Here is a 21,013-nt window from a genome sequence, read left to right as displayed (position 1 = left end):
TTAATATATTTAAATTAACGTAGCTCTACAGGAACAGCAAATACTATATTTTCTACTTCACCTGGGTTCTCAACAACCTGTGTGCCACCAAGCTCTTTTAATCGGCTTATTACTTGTTGTACAAGTACTTCTGGCGCAGATGCTCCCGCAGTTACGCCAACTGATTTAGAGCCTGAAACCCACTGCTCTTGTACATCAGTTGCGTCATCAATTAAATAAGCAACTGTGCCCATTTTATCTGCAAGTTCACGTAAGCGATTAGAGTTAGAGCTATTTTTAGCGCCAACAACTAATAGCACATCAACTTTATCAGCTAAGTCACGAACAGCGTCTTGACGATTTTGCGTTGCATAACAAATGTCATCTTTACGAGGTCCGTCAATTGATGGAAACTTATTGCGTAGTGCATCAATAACATCTGCTGTGTCATCAACTGAGAGTGTTGTTTGGCTGCAATAAAAAAGATTTTCAGCATTTTTTACATTAAGCGCAACAACATCATCAACGGTTTCAACAAGATAAATGCCACCGGCTGAGTTATCATATTGTCCCATTGTTCCCTCTACTTCAGGGTGGCCATGGTGTCCAATTAAAATACACTCAATACCTTTACGACTCGCACGTGTAACTTCCATATGTACTTTAGTTACAAGCGGACACGTTGCATCAAATACTTTTAAATCACGACGTTTAGCTTCGCTGCGAACAGCTTGCGAAACACCATGTGCACTAAAAATAACAATGCTGTCGTCAGGTACTTGATCAAGCTCTTCAACAAATACCGCACCACGACTTTTTAATCCATCAACCACATAGCGGTTATGTACTACTTCGTGGCGCACATAAATTGGCTTTTCAAAAATATCTAGGGCGCGCTCAACAATACTAATAGCACGGTCAACACCAGCGCAAAAGCCGCGTGGATTAGCTAGTAATATTTCCATTAACCTTCCACCTCAATAATATCAACTTCAAACGTTAAACGTTGGCCAGATAAAGGGTGATTAAAATCAATCGTTACCGACTCACCTTGCACTTCGCGAACTAATCCAGGAAGCTCAGTACCGTCTGGTTGAGTAAACGCAATAATTGCACCTACCTTAGCTGGTGTTTCTGGGCCAAATTTACTACGGTCAACGTAGTAAATATTATCTGGATTTGGCTGACCAAACGCATCTTCAGGTTCTAATTCAAACGTTTTACTTTCGCCTGCAGTTAAACCTAATAAACACTTTTCGAAGTTTGCCGTTAAACTGCCATCGCCCATTGTTAATTTAGCAGGTTTGTTGTGCACCTTGGTAGAATCGGCGGCAGAGCCATCTTCTAATTTAATAGAAAAATGGAAAATAACTTGCGAGTTTTCACCAATTACAGCTTGGCTCATGCTTTATGCTCCTTCGGACTCTCGCCGGTAAAGGCATCAAATAACAATAATGCTGCGCCAATACAAATAGCGCAATCAGCAATATTAAATACAGGAAAATGTGAGTCTTTATAAAATACGTGAATAAAGTCGATTACATAACCATACGCAATACGATCGTATAAATTACCAATAGCGCCTGCAAGTACCAGTGCATAAGCACCGCATAGTACTTTGTTTGTTGCAGGTAAGCGTTTTAGCCACCACACAAGCAAAGCACTAATAGCAATGGCAATCGCACTTAAAAACCAACGCTGCCAACCACCCGCTTCACTTAAGAAGCTATAAGCAGCACCATAGTTATGCACATAAGTAATACTAAAAACAGGGAGTAAGTTTATCGACTCTTGATAATCCATAGTACCTACAACAAGTGTTTTACTGGCAAAGTCTATTACTAATAGTAATAGACTCAACCAAAGCCACACTAAACCACTTTTTTGGGCTAGTTTGCTCACTAAGAATAACTCCTAAGCGAATTGACGCTTTTCGCCTTCGCCGTCAACATTACTTACACAACGACCACAAATTTCAGGATGAGCAGGGTTAACACCTACATCTTCACTGTAATGCCAACAACGCTCACATTTAGCAGCATCTGTTGCAGCAACACTAATGAATAAACCTTCAATTTCGGTAGCTTGTGTATCAGCTGGCTGACTATCAACTTCAGAAACATTTACGGCCGATGTTAATAATACAAAACGCAGTTCATCACCAAGCGCATTTAATTTAGCGGCAAGCTCTTTACCAGTAAATAAATTAACCGTTGCTTGAAGCGTTGCACCAATAACTTCTTCTTTACGTGCAGCTTCTAATAAGCGGTTTACTTCGTCGCGTACTGTTAGAATTTCTAACCAGTCATCGTTACTAAATTGGCTATTTGTTGGCGCTTGTAAGCCATCATACCAAACAGATGTAAATACGTAGTCACTACGTTCACCCGGTAAAGCTTCCCAAATTTCTTGTGCGGTAAAGCTCATAATAGGTGCCATCCAACGCGTCATTGCTTCTGCAATATGATAAAGCGCTGTTTGACAAGAACGACGTGCATGGCTGTCACTCTTAGCTGTGTACTGACGATCTTTAATAACGTCTAAATAGAACGAACCAAGCTCACCCGTACAGAAGTTCATTAGCTTTTGCGTTACTAATAGCATTTGGTAGCTATCGTATGCGGCTAATATTTCGTCTTGCAACTGAGCAGCACGACCAACAATCCACTTATCAAGCTCAACCATATCATCAACAGCAACTTGATCAGTTTTTGGATCAAAACCATTTAGGTTAGCTAGTAAATAACGGCTCGTGTTACGAATACGGCGGTAGCGATCGGCAGAGCGTTTAAATATTTCATCCGACACAGTCATTTCTGCCGTGTAATCGGTAGAAGCAACCCATAAACGAAGAATGTCGGCGCCTAGTTTATTCATCACATTTTGTGGTGAAATAACATTGCCTAGCGACTTAGACATTTTGCGGCCGTTTTCATCAACGGTAAAACCATGGGTCAATACTTGGCGGTATGGTGCATGACCATTAATAGCCACTGATGTCATCATTGATGACATAAACCAACCACGGTGTTGATCAGAACCTTCAAGGTATAAATCAGCTGGACCAACCAAGTCTTCACGTGCGTCTACAACACATGCGTGTGAAACACCTGAGTCAAACCATACATCTAGCGTATCTTGCACTTTCATGTATTGCTTGGCATCTTCTTCACCAAGTAATGTAGCTGGTTCTAAATCATACCATGCCTGAATACCTGACTTTTCAACTAGCTGTGCCGCTTGCTCAATTAGCTCTTGAGTATTTGGATGAAGTGCACCGGTATCTTTATCAGCAAACAATGCAATTGGCACACCCCAAGTACGTTGGCGAGATATACACCAATCTGGGCGGCTTTCAACCATGTTTGAAATACGGCTTTCGCCCCACTCTGGCAACCACTGCGTGTTTTTAATTTCTTTTAAAGAATCTTGACGCAAGTTAGCCTGATCCATACTTACAAACCATTGTGGTGTAGCACGGAAAATAATGGGTGTTTTATGGCGCCAACAATGTGGGTAACTATGAGTTATAGCATGATGATGCATTAATGCACCGTGCTCTTTTAATACTTCAATTACGCTCGCATTTGCTTTAAATACATGCTGACCTGCAAAAAGTTCAGTATCTGGTAAATAAACACCATTAGCGCCAACAGGGTTAGCTACTTCAAGGTTGTAATTTAAACCAGCCACGAAATCTTCTTGACCATGTCCTGGTGCTGTATGTACAACACCGGTACCTGAGTCAGTCGTTACGTGTTCTGCAACAATCACGGGTACATCAAAATCATAAAAAGGATGGGCTACTTGTAAGTTTTCAAGTGCAGCACCTTTTACATAACCTAATACGTGAAAGTGATTAAAACCAAAGCGGTCCATTGCATCTTTAACAAGCTCAGAGCCTAAAATTAGACGTTGTTGTACGCCTTCATCTTCAACCTGCACCAATGCATATTCTAAATCGGCATGCACAGCGACTGCGCGGTTTGCTGGAAGCGTCCACGGTGTTGTTGTCCAAATAACAGTACCAACACTGCCTTCACCCTTGTGACCATCAGCCAAATCAAATGCACTTACAACAGCATCTTGATCAACAAATGTAAAACGTACATCAATCGCTGGTGATTGCTTGTCTTGGTATTCAACTTCAGCTTCTGCTAATGCAGAACCACAATCTGTACACCAATGCACAGGCTTAGCACCTTTATGCAAATGACCTTTTTCAATAATACGACCAAGTACACGAATGGCATTCGCTTCAAAGTCAAAGTTCATTGTTAAGTAAGGCTTATCCCAATCTGCAAATACGCCTAAACGTTTAAAATCAACTTTTTGACCTTCAACTTGTTTTTTAGCGTATGCACGGCATTTTTCACGAAACTCGCTCGCGGTTACTTTTACGCCCGGCTTGCCTACTTTTTTCTCAACCATTAACTCGATTGGTAAACCATGACAATCCCAACCTGGTACTAATGGTGAATCAAAGTCAGATAATGTTTTAGACTTAACAATAATGTCTTTTAATATTTTATTAACTGAGTGGCCTAAATGGATATCGCCATTTGCATACGGAGGGCCGTCATGCAAAATAAAGGTCTTTTTACCTTTCTTAGCGCTGCGAATTTGACCGTACAGGTCGTCTTCATACCATGCTTTAAGCATTTTTGGTTCACGTTGTGCCAAATTGCCACGCATTGGAAACGGTGTTTCCGGTAAGTTCAAAGTATGTTTATAGTCGCTCATTTATCCTACATTCCGTCTCTATCGGCTACCTGATTTAAACCAAAACACTGCTTAGCGGCAGCAACATCAGTTGCTATTTGCGCCGTTAATTGTGTTAATGTCTCGAATTTTTTTTCATTGCGAAGTTTTTTTATTAACTCCACATGCATAAATTGTCCGTAAATATCCTGTGCAAAATCAAAAAGGTGAACTTCTAATAATGCACGAGTTCCATTAAATGTCGGCTTATTACCTACATTTGCAACTCCAAAAATCTGTTTTCCTGCAATCGTTGCTTGCACTGCAAACACCCCGTTGACAGGACACACTTGGCGTTTTAGGGCAATATTTGCCGTTCTAAAACCGAGTTCACGTCCTCTTTTCCAGCCGTGTATAACACGCCCAGAAATAGCATAATCGTGACCAAGCATTATTTTAGCACTTGCTAAGTCACCAGATGCCAAAGCATCTCGTATTAAAGTGCTGCTTACTCTAGCATTTAATTGACGAAAACTCGCGGTGCTTTTTACGTCCATGCCCGCTTGCTTGCCCATGCTAGCAAGTAAGTCAAAGTTACCTTGGCGCTGCTTCCCAAACTTAAAATCATCGCCAACAGTGAGAGCTTTAACACCTAACTTTTTAATCAAAATATCATTAACAAATTGCTCAGCATGCATGTTTGCAAATTGCTGATTAAAGCTAATGCAAATAACTCGCTCAATACCTAAATCACTAAGCAAACGTAGCTTATCTCGTAAGCGCGTTAGCCGTGCTGGTGCATTGTTTTTAGCAAAAAATTCTTGTGGCTGGGGTTCAAATAGCATTACAGTGCTAGGCAAACTATGCGCTTTAGCATCACTAAGTAAGCCTTTTAATACTTCTGCGTGGCCTAAATGAACACCGTCAAAATTACCAATAGTTAACACACAACCAAAGTGGTGTGGGCGAATATTGTGTATACCTCTAATTAACTCCATGCCACCTAATGCCTTGTTTAGCGAGTTATTAATTACGGCTAAAAATTTATTAAAGCCGCAGAGTTGCCGATTATAATCTTTTTTTTAGTTTGATTCAGTAATTGCTACACTTTTTATCGTATTTAGTCTAACGCCCATCAAAAATAGCATTGCAAAGTAGCTAATACCTGCCAAAGCCACTAATACCATTAATAATATTACCTGCTGTGTAAAAGCCCATGTAGCCCAGTAATAGTAACTGCTCACAAACCATGTAACAGCTCCCATAGCAATACTTGCAACAACACATTTTAGTGTAAAGCGCATACTCATTGATGAAAACTGATACACATTTTCTTTTTTAAGCTGCCTATACAGCAAAAACGCATTACAACTAGCCGATAGTGAAGTAGCGAGTGCTAAACCTAAATAACCAATGAAAGGAGCCAACATAATATTAAATACCATATTCAGTACTAAGGTGATAATACCAATACGCACCGGCGTTTTTGTGTCTTGACGAGCATAAAAGCCAGGAGCAAGTACTTTAATCAGCATAAAGCTTACAAGCCCTACTGAATATGCGACTACGCCTAAACTTACTGCTTTAACATGATCAACACTGTCTTCTTTAAACGCACCGTGGTCGAACAATACGGTGATAATAAGCGGGCTGATGATCATTAGACCTATCATTGCTGGTAGGCCTAAAAATATAACAAAACGCACTCCCCAGTCGAGGGTATGTTGAAAATCACTGCTTTTTTTACTGCTATGTAACTTAGAGAGCGCCGGTAAAATAACTGTCGCAATACCAATACCAAATAAGCCCAGCGGAAATTCAATTAAACGGTCTGAATAATAAAGCCATGCTATCGAGCCTGTCATCAGTAATGAAGCAATCATGGTATCAAGCAACAAATTAATTTGGCTAATAGATACGCCAAACAAAGCAGGGAGCATAAGTTTACGTACTTTTTTTACGTTTTCGTCTTGCCATGCCCAGCGCGGACGCGCCAACATTTTTGCACGGTATAAAAATGGAAGTTGAAACAATAGCTGTACAACGCCACCAATAAATACGCCAATTGCGAGAGAATAAGCCCCGACACTAAATTTATCATGTAAAAAAATTGCACATGTGATGATAGAAACATTGAGTAGAACTGGTGTAAATGCAGCAACAGCAAAACGGTTATACACGTTCATTACCGCACCACTAAGCGCAACTAAGCTTACAAAAAACAAATATGGGAATGTAAATTTAAGTAATGAGCTTGCAAGTTCAAACTTTTCGGCATTAGGTCCGCCCTGCCACCAATCTATAAACCAACCAGTGCCAAACAATGCTGCAATAACAGGTGAAGCAACAACACCTATAATAGTGACAATCAGTAAAATGGTTCCTAATGTGCCTGCTGCTTGTGCAACAAAAAGTCTGACCTTGTCGTCGCCTTGCTGTTCTTTAATTTCACTCAGCACGGGTACAAATGCTTGTGCGAAGGCACCTTCTGCAAATAAACGACGTAAAAAATTAGGAATACGGTTAGCAAATAAAAAAACATCAGCCGCCGCACTTGCGCCTAATAAATTGGCAACGACTGCATCTCGAACGAGCCCTAAAATACGCGATATCATAGTCATACAACTAACAATCATACCGGAGCGAAATAAACCTTTTGACACCTTAAACCTACTCAAAAATCCTCAAGATAGGCGATTATGCCACAGTCTTTTTTATAAATCGCTTTAAAGCACTAGGCTGGGGGTCTGTGCTTTGTTACAATGTCGGTATTAACTGCTAAAGCGGCAAATTGATGCTCGTTATATGGTGCAGTTTTTCTTGGATTGTTAAATTTAAATTGACATTCATGATAGAAACAGGCATATTCCACGGCCTTTAATTTAAGCTTTATTTTAAGATTGTTAGGAGCAAACCTTGGCTAACATCAAGTCTGCAAAAAAACGCGCTATCACAAGCGAAAAAAACCGTCAGCACAACGCAAGCCGTCGTTCAATGATGCGCACTTACTTCAAAAAAGTAATTGTTGCTATTGAAGCGGGCGATAAAGAAGCTGCACAGCAAGCTTTTTCTGTTGCTACACCTATCCTAGACCGTTACGCAACTAAGGGTCTAATTCACAAAAACAAAGCAGCTCGTCATAAGAGCCGTATAGCAGCTAAGATTAAAGCTCTATAATTTGTTTTTGATAGAATATAAAAAACCGGCTTTTGCCGGTTTTTTTTTGTTTAAATTTTAAATGTACTTACTTTATTAGACATTTTCTAACTCTGGATAAAACTTCTTAAGCATTGCCGCTATTTTTTTAGGTGTAAATGGCTTTACTACAAACCCTTTAGCGCCTTTATCAATTGCATCCTTAACATTCTCAATACCTGAATGTGCCGACACCATAACCACATTTGTCTCTGGGCTTAATTCATTGATTTGTGCAATCAAATCTTTACCATCACCGTCTGGCAATTCAATGTCTAAAAAAATGATATTATAATTTGCAGCTTGGCACTCACTAATACATTGTGAGGCAGTAGATGCTTCCTTTACGTTATCTATCCCTAAGTGCATGAGCGTTTGGCTCAAAAAACTACGCACTGTGCTAACGTCATCTACAATTAAAATTGATAGCTGCGTATTCATCTTTATTCCTCGTAGGCTATAAGCTAACTTTAAGTTATCATAATAATTAGCTTAGTATATAAATTTACTCATTTAATTATAGAGACCTACGGAAAAAAGGCCAGATTTGCTTTATGTCTAAAACCCCAAATAAACAATCGTTGCTAGGTAAAGCACCGGCAAGAAAAAAAACAGCGCAAAAAAGAAAACCTCAGCGTTCTACTCAGCGCCCTTCACCTAGCGAGTTAAATTCCAGTGCAAAGAATGATATAAGCCAAAAAACAACGCAAAAAAAAGGACTGTTTATATCACTCGCTGTCGTTGCTGTAATAATTTTAGCTTTTCCAAAACCTACCTTACTCACCTATAAAAAATTAGGGATGGTAAGTGAGAGTGTTTACTGGCCCGGATTCTTTGGCAAGGGGGCTAATTTAATTGATTCAAACCTACACCCCACCTATGATTCTAGCCGTGAGTCCCTTTATTTATGCAGTGACTTACAAAAACCGCAGAGCTGCCAAAAGTATCAAGTAATTGCTGATAATGGTTTATTTTCAGCAATCGGTAGCTACTTTTAGCATTAAAAAAACTAATCTGAAAATTTAAAATTACTTGGTTGAAAGGTGCGCAAAAGATCAACATAATGGCGCTCCTTTTTTCAACAACTGAACTATTGAAACGACCATGCTAAACGAGCTAGATTGGCTTTTAAATACTACACTACTTGCACTAGGTTTAGGTGCATTCTTTATTAACCAGATAACACTGCTGCGCGTTGCCGCCATTAGTGCGTGTGGTTTATTATTCTTATCATTTAGCTTAGATCTTATGTCGTCGAGTGTTATTTCAAATATGAGTTTAGTGTTGATCAATACTTTTTACTTGTTTAAAGTTTATACATTTGGGCAATTTAATGTAACCCAAAGTTAACAACTTTTCCCTAGAATATTTAATAGCCCAGCATTGCTGGGCTTTTTTTTGTTAAGAATTTAAAAATATTAAAAAGCACTTTCAATCAAGATGAAAATTAGAGCTTCAGGGGCACACAAGCACTACTGTGAAAATAATGCTTGTGTACTGCTAAAAAGAGGAATACATAGTAAGTAGGCTAGTCCGCTATTGTTAACTCGCTTTGGGTTTGTATTTTAGAAGGAGTATCCTCTGCATTAGCCTGATTAAACCAAGCTGAAACACCAAGTATAATAATTGAAACAATAACTAGGCTTAATTTAACGCCACTTTGACTCGATTTCATAACACCCTCTTTATATTTTTATTAGTGAGAATACCTTTTACACTAATGAAAATTACAAATGTTAACAAGCTGTTTTTTAAACTAATTAGCTATCAGCTAATAACCTTTAGTTCTATCTACTGAATTATTGAGTGCTAAGCCCTTATTGAAACGTTCAATATTATCGGCTATTTGGTCTATAACACTATTTAAATCAGAAATCGCCGCGCAATGTGGTGTAAGCGTTATTTTGGGGTTCCCCCAGTAGGGGTGATTCGACGCTAAAGGTTCTTGATCAAATACGTCGAGTGTAGCTGCGCGTAAGCTATCGTTATTTAATGCACTTAGTAAGTCTTGTTCAACAACATGAGCACCACGTGCCACATTAATAACAACAGCATGTGAAGGTAGCTTAGCGAGCATTGAGTGATTAATAATGCCTGTCGTTGCTTGCGTAAGGGGTAATAGACATACAAGGTAGTCAACCTCAGAAAGCATACAATTAAGGCCTTCCTCGCCATAAAAAATTTCGACATTAATTGCGCTTTTATTACTTTGCGCCCAGGCACGTACCTTAAAGCCATTATTTATAAGCTTTTGCGCGCATGCTTTACCTAATTCACCAAACCCAAGTATGCCGACATGTTTATTACTATGTGCCCGCTTTGGCTTCCATGTTTGCTGTGTTTGTTTAATGTAATACTCTTTTAAGCGTAACTTTTGAGCTAACACATGTGTCAGTACATATTCCGCCATATCTTCAGCTAGTTGATTGTCAACAATGCGGACTACTTCAACACTTTCGTCGAGTAATGTTAAATCGATACTATCTACGCCAGCACCAAATGACGACACAGCCTTTAAGTTAGGTAGCTGTGGCCACATAGATTCTGGCGCTTTCCACGTAAGTACAAAATCCACATCATGTGCGTTTTTGCAATCAGGCCATTGCTCTATCAGAGTATTTGGTAACCGCTCTTGTAACTTCGTCATTAGTTTTGTGTTGTCACGCCCAGTAATAGCAACTAATACAGACATAAATTCTCCTAACAATACACTGTTTATAAGTTTGCACTTTAAAAAGTCACACTACTGCAAAGTAACTGTCACACCCTTTTTTTAATCTTACATGTATGGCGAATTGGCCAAACGGAATATGAGGTTAATATGATAAGTGTTGATAAAGTAATTGCTGCAAACTTACCACAACTAGAGAACTCTCCTAAAGTAAAAGGTTTAGTAAAAAAAGGTCTAGGCTACTTATTGCATGAACAGGAGTTTGTTGCTTTTGGTGATGCCTACCCTCACCTACAAGGATTAGAATTTGTTGAACAAGTGCTTGATGAACTCAATTTTGATACCCGCTATAAACCTAAGCAGATAGAGCACATTCCTAACGAGGGTAAACTTGTTATCGTTGCAAATCACCCTATTGGTTCATTAGATGCTCTAGCACTTATTAAAGTACTTTCAACTGTAAGACAAGATTTAAAAGTAGTGGCAAACCGCATGTTGATGTCGGTTACCCCAATGCACTCACTTTTACTCCCCGTAGATAACTTATCAGGCATGAGCAATAAACAAGAGCTTAGTAATATACAAAACCATTTAAAAGACGAAGGTGCATTACTTATATTTCCGGCAGGAGAAGTATCGCGATTAGGGCCAACAGGCATTAAAGACTGCAAATGGAATAGTGGTTTTTTACGTATGGCAAAAAAAGCTAACTGCCCTATCTTACCTATTTATATTAAAGCCAAAAATAGTCCACTTTTTTATGGCACATCAATGATTTATAAGCCGTTGGCAAGTTTGCTCTTAGTAACAGAAATGTTTAAGCAACGCCAAAAATCTTTAGAGTTTGAGATTGGTGCCTCTATCCCTCCTGAATCTTACTTAATAGAAAACCTTAAAGATAAAGAAGTTGTAAACCTTATTCGTAAACAACTTTATAGGCTTACAACAAAAAAAGCCCTACCGCTAAAAACACAAACACCCATCGCTATTCCCGAGTGCCGCAAGGAGCTAAAAAAAGCAATTGAGCAATGCCAACTACTTGGTAAAACACAAGACGGTATGCATATTCATCTATACCAATATGCAGGTAGCTCACCTATTTTTAGAGAGTTAGGGCGTCTGAGAGAAATAGCATTTAGAGCAGTCGGTGAAGGTAGTGGTAAGCGTCGTGATATAGATAAATACGATATGGATTACCAACACCTTGTACTATGGGATCCCATGCAGCTAGAGCTGGTAGGTGCTTATCGATTAGCCTGTGCACAACAGATAATACAAAAACATGGCCGCGAAGGTTTGTATACTGATAGCTTATTTTCTTATACCGACGCTATGACGCCCTATCTAAAACAAGGAATTGAGCTTGGTAGAAGCTTTGTACAGCCTAAATATTGGGGGCGTAAGAGCCTAGACTATTTATGGTATGGCATTGGCGCTTTTATAAAAAGCTATCCACAGTACAGATACTTGTTTGGTGCTGTAAGTGTATCAAATGCTCTACCCGAGCAAGCAAAAGCCATGCTCGTTTATTACTATCAGCATTACTATAAAAGTGGTATCGAATTAGCTACGCCTAATAATGAATTTAAATTAACTGAGCAACAGCTAACCCAGTGCAATACTCTTTTTTGCGGCAATGACGTAAAAGAAGATTTTGTAGAGTTAAAGCATGTGTTAGCTAATATGGGGGCTCAAGTCCCTACTTTATTTAAACAATACACTGAACTTTGTAAACCAGGTGGCGTGCAATTTTTAAGCTTTAGTATTGATCCCGATTTTAATAATTGTATTGATGGATTGGTATTGGTCGATCTTGAAAATGTAAAAGAAAACAAAGCCAAACGTTATTTAGAATAACCAATAAAAAGTGAGTCCTTATATCTATAAAGTACTCGATTTATATTTAATTATTTATAAATATCTGCTCTAGTAAAGTTGTATAAATAGCTTCAATTTTAAGTAAATCACTAATAGATACGTGTTCATTAGCTTGATGAATCGTATTGTTTCGCACACCACATTCAATAACTTGAGTATGGGGGCTGGCAAAAAATCGTCCATCTGATGTCCCTCCATTTGTACTTAGTAATGGGTAACTTGAAGTGTTTTTGTAAATAGCCTGCTCAATATGAGTAAGTAAACTCCAACCCGTATTATGGCTTGTATAATAAGGCTCGCATGGGCGTTCCCACTCAATTGTAAAATGCTCAGCAAACTTGTTTAGGGTATTCATTAATTGCGTTTTAACTGCTGCGCTACTGTAACCGTGGCTATAACGTACATTAAATGTAATCTCACAATGACTTGGCACTAAATTATCGACCACATTATTTATGTTAATTCCAGTCACTTGCAGTGTGGTTTTTGAGCTAGCCACATCGAGTAACCAGATCTGATCACTCAAGCTATTTACTATTTTTGCAGCAATATGAGCAGCATTGAGTGTGTTTTGAGGATAAGCTACATGACCTGCCTTACCAGTAACTAAAATCCGAGCTGAAAGCGCACCACGACGGCCATTCTTAACCGTATCGCCAACTTGTGCCACACTTGATGGCTCCCCGACAATACAGCCATCTAATACAACACCTTGCTTGGCAAGCTTATTAACTATTTCTTGAGAACCAAATTCAGCCTCTCCCTCTTCATCTGACGTGATAAGCCAGTAAAGAGTCCCTACTTTAGCGGATTTACTATTAATTAACTTTTTTGTGGCGCTAAGCATGGCGGCAACACCCCCTTTCATATCGGCCGCCCCTCTACCGTATATTGCATCATTTCGCACTCGCCCTTCAAAAGGAGGACTTAACCAACCGCTACTTGTTGCTGGTACTACATCAATGTGCCCTGAGAAAGCAACACATGGGCCTTCTTTGAATTTTATGCAGGCAATTAAATTAGTCACACCATTTATAGTAAATTGCTCGCAACTTAAACCTAAACCCAACAATTTAACTGCAAGCCAATCAATTGCACCCGCTTGGTTAGGGGTTACTGATTCAAAGCGAATTAGTGTTCGTAAGTGCTCTACAACTTCTTTTTGAATATCCGTTGTTTTTGATTTTTTTTCGAATGCTTCTAAAAACATGTTAAACACACTTTATTATTTAATGTGCCTTTATTAAAACGTGAGTTTATGACTAAGCGATGTCAGCCTTAATACATTCATATGACTGTTGATGAAATAAATATGTCAATCTTTTCAAAAGCAGAACGACGCTAAATTTAATCTAAATCAATAAAGCACTCCACAAGGTTAAAATGTTTTTTAAACTTTGATCTAGAACAGGTTTTCATTTTTATTGCTCGGTAATAATAGCGCCAATCAAACAGTAGTTCTTGGAGAACAACATGAAAACTCAAATTAGCATCGCATTATTAACCTCTTTATTAGCACTATCTCCAGCTGCACACGCTAACTTTAGCGTAAATGTTGGCGCTATTAACGTAAACCCTGATAATAGTAGCTCAGCAATTAATGAAGCACCTACGCTGGGCCTTAAAGGTGATTCAGATACTCAACTAGGTATCACTGTAGATTATGCATTTAACGATCAATGGGTGTTAGAACTAATAGCAGCAACACCTTTTTCACACGATGTGAATGGCGCAGGCGGCTTAGCAGGCAACAAAATTGCAGATATAAAACAGCTTCCTCCTTCTTTAGTTGCGCAATACCACTTTTTAGACACAAGTTATGCGCTAAGACCTTTTATAGGCGTAGGCATAAACTACACTGCATTTTTTGATGAGCAACCTTCTCAAGCACTTAAAGCGACGCTAGGAACAGACGATGTAGAAGTAAAATTAGATGATTCGTTTGGCTTTATGGCTCAGGTAGGCGCTAACTATAAAATTGATGCAAACTGGGGTTTACACGCTATGGTATCAATTATGGATATTGATACCGATGCCACTGTTTATGCTAATGGTGCAAAAGCACTTACATCAACTGTTGAGCTTGACCCCGTTGTTGCTATGTTCGGTGTTAGATACAGCTTTTAAAGCATATATAAAGTAGTACGTAGTTACCCAATTACAATGTGTGTTAAAAGGCCGAAAGGCCTTTTTTTCATTTGTAGAGATTAGGGCAGGTTACTTAACTTTTTCTGCTCTAGCATTTCTTTCCAGTGCATAACTTCACTTGGCAATATAGGTGTTTGGCCATCAAAACCAGCCACTTCAAGCATTTCTTCAATACTTATAATACCTTTTTTACTTTTAAATACACCGCGTACATAAGCAATAGCATGTAAACCTCGTTCTGAGTGAAACTTTTGCTCAATATAAAAGTATTTATGATCCCATCCAACTAACTTAGTACTTATTGTATATCGCTGCATAGGCTTAATATCACGAATATAAGTAATAGCAGTTGCGTTAACAATCGGAAACCAGCGACGCTTCATTATTTGTTTAAGCAAGCCAACGCGCTCAGTCATCCAAGTTCGAGATAAATCCATCATCGCGAGGTAACGTGAGTTTGTTAAATGTAAATTAATGTCACAATCAGTAGGTAGAGCTTTGTAATCAATATCTACCGTATCAAGTAAATTTTGATATTGCTTGTTACGTTTAATTTTAAAAAACAATAATAAAAGTCGAATATATAAGTTCACAAAAAAGGTCTTACCTGTTAAATTTATTCGAGTGTAGCATAGCCCCTTGCGAAGACGAATATTCTACTTTAATCTTAAATCACTATTACAATAAAAAGATAACTCATGAAGTCAAAACTAAAAATTATTACTGCGCTAACTCTATTAGTGCCTAGTTATAGTGCGTTTGCCGACTTTTCATTACCAGGTAAAGGCTCTGTTACTTACCCTACCGGTGTAGTTAAAGAGTTTAAATTTGGTTTTGAATGGCAACAAAAAGCTGAAAAATTCATTATTGGCTCTAAAAGTTACAATATGGAGCAGATCCCTAGTTCTTATTCAGTTGCTATAACGCTTTCAAAAGATGACAGCCAAGTATGGGTGCAAGAATTTAATAATGGGTTTATTAAAGAATTTGAATGGCAAATTGGCGAACATAGGATCACTTTAAAAAAGCAGCAATTTAGCGACCCCGTAAAAGGCGATTATGTTATTGAACTTAATGGCCGTAGCTATTTTTTCACTCGTAATAACGCCAGTATTGTAATGAACTTTAATGAAGAAGGTATTGAAACGATTGCAATTGATGGGGTTACAAAAAATATGGGGACTAAAAATTAGTCCCCATATTTTAATTTATTTAGGCCAATTACACTTTTACTGTTTTTCGGTTAATACCGTAATCACGTAACTTGTTAGCTACAGCGGTGTGACTTAGGCCCAATCGCTTAGCTAACTGGCGTGAGCTCGGATAAGCTGGGTAGAGTTTACGAAGTAAGGTCGCTTCAAAACGTTTAACCGCTTGATCTAACGAACCTTCAAAATCAGACTCTAAATACCCTAAATCGTGAGTAAAAGTGGGTAACTGTAAATGCTCTACGCGAAGCTCGCTATCATCTAGTAACGACACTGCACGGTAAATTGCATTTTCAAGCTGGCGAACATTTCCTGGCCACGGATACTCTTGTAAAAAGCTCAAACACTCTTGTGATAAAACAGGAATTGCATGACCATTTTGTTGCGCATATTTTTGAATAAAATGTTCTGCAAGTGGTCCTACATCTGCTTTCCTATCTCTTAGTGGCGCTATTTCTAAAGTAAGCACGTTTATACGGTAATATAAGTCTTCTCTAAAAACCCCTTCTTGTACCATTGCAGGTAAGTCTTTTTGAGTAGCAGCAACAATACGTACATTTACTTTAACTTCGTTCTCATCGCCTACTTTTCTAAACGTACCATCTTGTAAAAAACGCAGTAACTTAGTTTGTAGTTGAGTCGACATTTCGCCAACTTCATCTAAAAATACAGTTCCACCATCGGCTTGCTCTAATACACCGCGCTTTGGCGCTGCATTTTCTTCGTACCCGGCATAACCAAATAATTCAGACTCAGCAACATCATCAGGAAGAGAAGCACACGACAGAGCAATAAAAGGTTTAACAGAACGATTAGATGCGTAATGGCACGCTCTAGCTAATAACTCTTTACCTGTTCCTGTTTCACCAGTAATCAAAATAGGGGCTTCTAGTTGCGCCATTTTTCGGGCTTCGCGCACAACTCGGCGCATTGCCGTACTAAAGTTATGAATAGTGGCAAAGCTTTCTTGCCCGTAACGTCTAAACGCACTGACTTGCTGCCCTAAGCGACTTTGCGATTTAATATTAATAACCGCACCAGCAAGTACATCACCTTCACTACCTTGAGGAACTGCAATTGGCAAAATGTCTGCAATAAAATCCTCACCAGCAACTTCAACGCGAGTAGTTTGTCCGAGTACTTCTTTACCTTCTAACCAGCGTGTAAAGTTAAAGCCCTTAAGCAGGTTATTAATATTTGCACCAATCACGTCTTTTTCAATTAGCTGTAAGTCTTTACATGCTGCATCATTACATAAACGTACCCAACCTTTGGCATCAATAGAGATAACACCATCAGGCAATGCACGTAGTAAAGTATTTAATTCGTTGTGTTCACGCTCAGATGGTAAAAATGCAGTGGTACGCACATCATGTACACCGTCGATTAAACGTATCGATGGCATAATTTTTTGGAATTGTTCAAATTCAATTTCGGGAAAACTAACGTACATACGACAATTTATAGAATCGACTTCAATTCCTTTCAAATCAACGCTGTAGTTAACTAATATATTAAGGATTTCTTGAGCAATACCAATTCGATCAGCACAGTGAATATCTAGACGCATACATCCTCAAAGAAGGAAAAACTATATTAGCCGAATAATACGCTAAGTCGCTTTGAGAAGGTAGTTTATTGTAAACATTTTTGGACAAAATAGCTTTTAGAGCCAAAGGGTGGGATGTAATTAAACGAAGAAAAACAGCACTGATATTTATATTTAACTATACCAGTGCTGTTTATTAAATCTTATTATGAGACTACTTACCTTGTGGGTAAGCTGACCAATCACCACCATCTAATTGTATGAATGGTCTTTGGTTAACATACATCATTATTGTGCCTTCATTTTCAGCAACTTTAGGTGCTTTAGGTAGGTTTTCAAGTAAATTAGCAACACTATTATTCCCACCAAACACATCAGTTTGCAGCGTCTTACTTACCAGCTCTGAAAGCGCAAAGTAACTTGTTGAATCATCAACCACAATTTGCGAGTAGTTTTGTACGTCTGGGCCTATAAATTTAATAGCTACAGGTACAGACACAATTGCAGGACTAGGGATTTCGCGTAATCCTGCAAATTGTACTTTATCACCTTTTAAGTTAGCGCCGTGTTCAGGCACTATCATTAACATAACGTTGCGACCACGCTTTTCTAATTTTTTTACAAATTGGTTAATATCAGCAAACAAGTTTTTATGTCTGATTGGGTATGTCTCTTTACTATTCACCCTTGGTTGATTCTCTAGCTGATTACCGTCATGTAAACTTGTGGTGTTGTAGTACATCGCACACGGCTTACAATCATCAGCTTGCTCTAACCAACCATCCAGCACAGCTTCATCTGAGTAAATAGGGCTATTATCAAAACCTCGAAGCGCCACTGGCATTGAATCGATATTAAATGGCGTGCTATCTAGGCCACCGTACTTATTTATTAAACCTTTAAACTCATCAAAATGTCCGTCGTGATTCATCACAACATTATTTTGATAACCTAGTTTTTCTAGGTTTTTAAACAAGTGACATTGTTCAGGTGCCTCTTTAAATAATGCCGTTTGACTAGTTTGGCCACAACTAGCGCGCAGTAGCCTTACCGCAGCTGGTCCGCTGTATGATGTAGCCGAGTTAAAGTCTGAAAACACCACATCAAAGTCTTTATACATATCAGTAACACTTACACCAATAGCATTTAAATCAGCAACAGCCATTGAGCATATGTTCAAAATAATTACATCAAACAGTTCACCATTTACCTGGCTTGGAAAGTGACTCATTAATAAGCTTTGTTGTTGATAAAAATCAGCTAATTTTTGATCAGGAGATTGTGCTGCCTGAGTGATCACTTGTGTTTGAGGATTACTTTGACTCTGTGTAATCGGCTCAGGGTTAGCCACATTATTAACGAATTGTGATTGAGAGTTACCCCCTTGCCATCCTACAACTAACAGCCCAACGATAGTGACTGTTGTAAAGCGTATCCATTGCGATGTATACCAAAAACACACACTAATTACGAACAAAGCCAATAACATATCAATGTTAATAACACGGGTTAATAACTCAATAAAATAACCAAAACTAAAATCTTGAACGTTACCCGCTTGTTTAGTCAACCTGTTTATTGGTGGCAACCATGAGTCTTGGTAAAGTAATACCACAGCAAACACAGCACCTACTATATGTTTTGCCTTCTCTATTAATGGCTGTTTAAATTTAATCGCAAGCAACGCAGCAAAAGCCGCATTAGTTAATACGTTAAAATCAATTGCACCATAATAAAACAGAGCAAACTTAACTAAAAAATAAAGGTTCCAAACCCCTAAACCTGATAATTTCACTTCTTATCCTTTTTTACTGTATTTGGTGTATAAGGCTCTAGTACTTCATGTTTAAAAGTAAGCTTATAATAATATTTTGTTATTTGAGATAAAATGTATTTGCCTAGCATACAAAGCACCGCGCCAAGCACCATTGCAAGAAACACGGTAATTAAAAGCTGATTCATACTCATAAGTTATCTCTTAATTTCATTATAAAAGGCTTAGCATCTGGGCGGCTTTTGCTAGAAAATTCAGGTGTGTTAATATTTTCAGTAACGCTGTTTGCTATATCAGGTGCAAATTTATAGCTATCATTCTCGGCAAGTTTTTGCGAGAAATCTACAACACTCTTACCTTTATAAAAACGCCTTAATTGTTTACATTCTTGTTGAATGTAAAAGTGATCAGAAATTACATTTTGCTGTACAAAAAAATCGCTTGTTTTTAATTTAAACAAATGCTTAATCGCATTATCAACGTCATTCTCTCTACAAGCATGCAAATATAAATAAACTGTATTATCTGCAATACTAAATACATCACCTTCGCGTTTAATATGAAATAAATGCAAAGGGTGTATTGGGTCAATTCGTGGCAGTAATTCAAGCTTTACTAGCACACCACTCACACCTAAATTAACGGCTGAGTCACTATGAATTTCTACTTGTTTTGTAAACTCAATGAAAGGTAAATATCCTTTCGAAAAAGTGTTTTCGGTGTATTTCAATACATCCTCAACTGAGGGAGGTAAAGGCCTAGAAAACTGAAAACCTTGAATAGATTGAATTTGTGAGAGCAGCCGAGAAGGCTCTGAAAAACTATATAGAATAAGATTTACACCCAATGTTAAAAATAAACATTCATCTTGATGGCGAATAACACCATCAACATTTTGAATAACAAGCTTTAACCAGCGCCCACAGTTTTTTCTAAGTTCAAAACACTGCTTACCTAATAACGCTAAATCAGTGTAGCGCGTTACTGCAAAAATTAAGGTGGCTGCTTCTACCTTTGGTCCTTTATTAAATAAGTCATTATTATCTTTTACACTTTTATAGTGCATTGGTAATTTAGTACCTTCGGGCACCGCACTTTGCACAAGCCAAACATCGTCTTCATCGGAAAAGTCTGAACTTTTAGGTGCTTTGCTCTCGCTTATTATTCCCTTTTGAACAACAAACTGATTATTACTTAATAATAACGGGTAATGTTCACCAGCAATAACACCTGTGCTATGGCGCCAATAATCATATTCAAGAACTCGCATTGCAGAATCATTATCAACAAAAACCAGCCCATCAAATACATTATTTAATCGTCTAACTAAAAAACGGTAGTTAGCAATATCAGGCCCAGATATTAAAAATAGTAATGTAGCTCCGGTACGACGAACAAAGTCGTTGTACTGCCTCATCATCAGTTTTAAGCTTTTTTCGCCAACACTGTTTAACTGTGTTGTATTAAAATGAACAAAAATGAGCGCTTCGTTTAGACGTTTATAAGCACTTATCTCTTTTATAATACCTGAATTGATTCGCTCAATTGAATAGTGTTGTGTTTCTGGGGCCAACGAAAAAGGATGTACTCGATTATGTTCATAAGCATAATTTAACGATGCAGAAAAAGAAGAATCAAAAAATGATTCAGCCTCTTGAGAAACTATATATATATCATTAGCCAAACTTTGGTTAATTGAATGTAACGCTAATTCGATTGCAAAATTGTCTAAAGGCGCTAAAACAGCATAACTTGAAGCCGATTTTAACTCTTTTGCAGCAGGCTCTAATCCCGTTATGTTAAAGTTATGCACTTAAAATGCCCTATAAAAAATACTTTTTTACTAGTTTTAACCGTTATTCTATATATAATAGCCAAATATTGTCCACTTTTAATCAAAATAATTAAAG

General features: G+C 38.1%; 20 protein-coding genes. 6 read left to right on the top strand and 14 right to left on the bottom strand.

Annotation, left to right across the window (positions count from 1 at the left end; genetic code table 11):
* Nucleotides 1-14: 14 nt before the first annotated feature.
* The 6 genes from ispH to murJ all read right to left on the bottom strand — a co-directional run bounded on the left by ispH (nucleotide 15) and on the right by murJ (nucleotide 7,343).
* On the bottom strand, nucleotides 15-944 hold the full coding sequence (gene ispH, locus GQR39_RS02630; RefSeq protein WP_007581370.1) for a 4-hydroxy-3-methylbut-2-enyl diphosphate reductase: 930 nt from the start codon (nucleotides 942-944) through the stop codon (nucleotides 15-17).
* On the bottom strand, nucleotides 944-1,384 hold the full coding sequence (gene fkpB / locus GQR39_RS02625; protein WP_002958231.1) for an FKBP-type peptidyl-prolyl cis-trans isomerase: 441 nt from the start codon (nucleotides 1,382-1,384) through the stop codon (nucleotides 944-946). The genes ispH and fkpB overlap by 1 nt, the downstream gene beginning before the upstream one ends.
* Nucleotides 1,381-1,881, bottom strand: coding sequence for a signal peptidase II (gene lspA / locus GQR39_RS02620; RefSeq protein ID WP_165734747.1), 501 nt, complete (start codon nucleotides 1,879-1,881; stop codon nucleotides 1,381-1,383). Before lspA ends, fkpB begins: the two co-directional genes overlap by 4 nt.
* 12 nt (nucleotides 1,882-1,893) lie before the next feature.
* The gene (gene ileS / locus GQR39_RS02615; RefSeq protein ID WP_165734746.1) at nucleotides 1,894-4,722 is read right to left on the bottom strand and encodes an isoleucine--tRNA ligase; all 2,829 of its coding nucleotides are present in this window, start codon (nucleotides 4,720-4,722) and stop codon (nucleotides 1,894-1,896) included.
* Between the two features lie 5 nt (nucleotides 4,723-4,727).
* Complete coding sequence (gene ribF, locus GQR39_RS02610) at nucleotides 4,728-5,678, bottom strand: bifunctional riboflavin kinase/FAD synthetase (protein WP_165734745.1); 951 nt, start codon at nucleotides 5,676-5,678, stop codon at nucleotides 4,728-4,730.
* Nucleotides 5,679-5,762: 84 nt separating this feature from the next.
* Nucleotides 5,763-7,343 (bottom strand): murein biosynthesis integral membrane protein MurJ, encoded by a 1,581-nt coding sequence (gene murJ, locus GQR39_RS02605; protein WP_346774482.1) that lies wholly within the window; start codon nucleotides 7,341-7,343, stop codon nucleotides 5,763-5,765.
* Nucleotides 7,344-7,596: 253 nt separating this feature from the next.
* On the opposite strand from murJ, the gene rpsT reads away from it, so the two are divergent.
* Nucleotides 7,597-7,857: a 30S ribosomal protein S20 gene (gene rpsT / locus GQR39_RS02600; protein ID WP_002958225.1), complete on the top strand. Its 261-nt coding sequence runs from the start codon at nucleotides 7,597-7,599 to the stop codon at nucleotides 7,855-7,857.
* A 75-nt stretch (nucleotides 7,858-7,932) separates the two neighbouring features.
* Here the strand turns inward: rpsT and GQR39_RS02595 are convergent, their stop codons facing one another.
* Nucleotides 7,933-8,316 carry a response regulator gene (locus tag GQR39_RS02595; RefSeq protein WP_008168737.1) on the bottom strand — a complete coding sequence of 128 codons (384 nt, stop codon included), beginning with the start codon at nucleotides 8,314-8,316 and terminating at the stop codon, nucleotides 7,933-7,935.
* A 113-nt stretch (nucleotides 8,317-8,429) separates the two neighbouring features.
* On the opposite strand from GQR39_RS02595, the gene GQR39_RS02590 reads away from it, so the two are divergent.
* Nucleotides 8,430-8,873 (top strand): hypothetical protein, encoded by a 444-nt coding sequence (locus GQR39_RS02590; protein WP_024593575.1) that lies wholly within the window; start codon nucleotides 8,430-8,432, stop codon nucleotides 8,871-8,873.
* Nucleotides 8,874-8,979: 106 nt separating this feature from the next.
* On the top strand, nucleotides 8,980-9,225 hold the full coding sequence (locus tag GQR39_RS02585; protein ID WP_002958222.1) for a hypothetical protein: 246 nt from the start codon (nucleotides 8,980-8,982) through the stop codon (nucleotides 9,223-9,225).
* 178 nt (nucleotides 9,226-9,403) lie between these two features.
* Here GQR39_RS02585 and GQR39_RS02580 read toward each other — a convergent pair whose 3' ends face one another.
* Together GQR39_RS02580 and GQR39_RS02575 are read right to left on the bottom strand one after the other, a co-directional pair.
* Complete coding sequence (locus tag GQR39_RS02580; RefSeq protein ID WP_007581365.1) at nucleotides 9,404-9,550, bottom strand: hypothetical protein; 147 nt, start codon at nucleotides 9,548-9,550, stop codon at nucleotides 9,404-9,406.
* Nucleotides 9,551-9,646: 96 nt separating this feature from the next.
* Nucleotides 9,647-10,567, bottom strand: a complete 921-nt coding sequence (locus GQR39_RS02575) for a glyoxylate/hydroxypyruvate reductase A (protein WP_165734744.1) — start codon at nucleotides 10,565-10,567, stop codon at nucleotides 9,647-9,649.
* A gap of 129 nt (nucleotides 10,568-10,696) precedes the next feature.
* Here GQR39_RS02575 and GQR39_RS02570 point away from each other — a divergent pair, with 129 nt between their 5' ends.
* Nucleotides 10,697-12,403 (top strand): lysophospholipid acyltransferase family protein, encoded by a 1,707-nt coding sequence (locus GQR39_RS02570; protein WP_165734743.1) that lies wholly within the window; start codon nucleotides 10,697-10,699, stop codon nucleotides 12,401-12,403.
* 46 nt (nucleotides 12,404-12,449) lie between these two features.
* On the opposite strand, the gene dapE is transcribed toward GQR39_RS02570, so the two are convergent.
* Entirely contained in the window at nucleotides 12,450-13,634 is a 1,185-nt protein-coding gene (gene dapE / locus GQR39_RS02565; protein ID WP_165734742.1) for a succinyl-diaminopimelate desuccinylase, read from the bottom strand.
* 263 nt (nucleotides 13,635-13,897) lie between these two features.
* On the opposite strand from dapE, the gene GQR39_RS02560 reads away from it, so the two are divergent.
* Nucleotides 13,898-14,551 (top strand): OmpW family outer membrane protein, encoded by a 654-nt coding sequence (locus GQR39_RS02560; protein WP_002958218.1) that lies wholly within the window; start codon nucleotides 13,898-13,900, stop codon nucleotides 14,549-14,551.
* Between the two features lie 80 nt (nucleotides 14,552-14,631).
* On the opposite strand, the gene GQR39_RS02555 is transcribed toward GQR39_RS02560, so the two are convergent.
* Nucleotides 14,632-15,165 carry a thioesterase family protein gene (locus GQR39_RS02555; RefSeq protein ID WP_002958217.1) on the bottom strand — a complete coding sequence of 178 codons (534 nt, stop codon included), beginning with the start codon at nucleotides 15,163-15,165 and terminating at the stop codon, nucleotides 14,632-14,634.
* A gap of 105 nt (nucleotides 15,166-15,270) precedes the next feature.
* Here GQR39_RS02555 and GQR39_RS02550 point away from each other — a divergent pair, with 105 nt between their 5' ends.
* On the top strand, nucleotides 15,271-15,765 hold the full coding sequence (locus GQR39_RS02550) for a hypothetical protein (RefSeq protein WP_165734741.1): 495 nt from the start codon (nucleotides 15,271-15,273) through the stop codon (nucleotides 15,763-15,765).
* A 28-nt stretch (nucleotides 15,766-15,793) separates the two neighbouring features.
* Here the strand turns inward: GQR39_RS02550 and tyrR are convergent, their stop codons facing one another.
* The 3 genes from tyrR to bcsE form a co-directional block, all read right to left on the bottom strand.
* Nucleotides 15,794-17,350 (bottom strand): transcriptional regulator TyrR, encoded by a 1,557-nt coding sequence (gene tyrR, locus GQR39_RS02545; protein WP_007581355.1) that lies wholly within the window; start codon nucleotides 17,348-17,350, stop codon nucleotides 15,794-15,796.
* A 193-nt stretch (nucleotides 17,351-17,543) separates the two neighbouring features.
* On the bottom strand, nucleotides 17,544-19,124 hold the full coding sequence (bcsG, locus tag GQR39_RS02540; protein WP_165734740.1) for a cellulose biosynthesis protein BcsG: 1,581 nt from the start codon (nucleotides 19,122-19,124) through the stop codon (nucleotides 17,544-17,546).
* 169 nt (nucleotides 19,125-19,293) lie between these two features.
* Nucleotides 19,294-20,916 (bottom strand): cellulose biosynthesis protein BcsE, encoded by a 1,623-nt coding sequence (bcsE, locus tag GQR39_RS02535; RefSeq protein WP_165734739.1) that lies wholly within the window; start codon nucleotides 20,914-20,916, stop codon nucleotides 19,294-19,296.
* Nucleotides 20,917-21,013 lie beyond the last annotated feature (97 nt).

The organism is Pseudoalteromonas sp. C8 (genome assembly GCF_011378685.1).
GTDB lineage: Bacteria > Pseudomonadota > Gammaproteobacteria > Enterobacterales > Alteromonadaceae > Pseudoalteromonas > Pseudoalteromonas arctica.
This window is presented reverse-complemented; position numbering and strand designations above follow the sequence as displayed.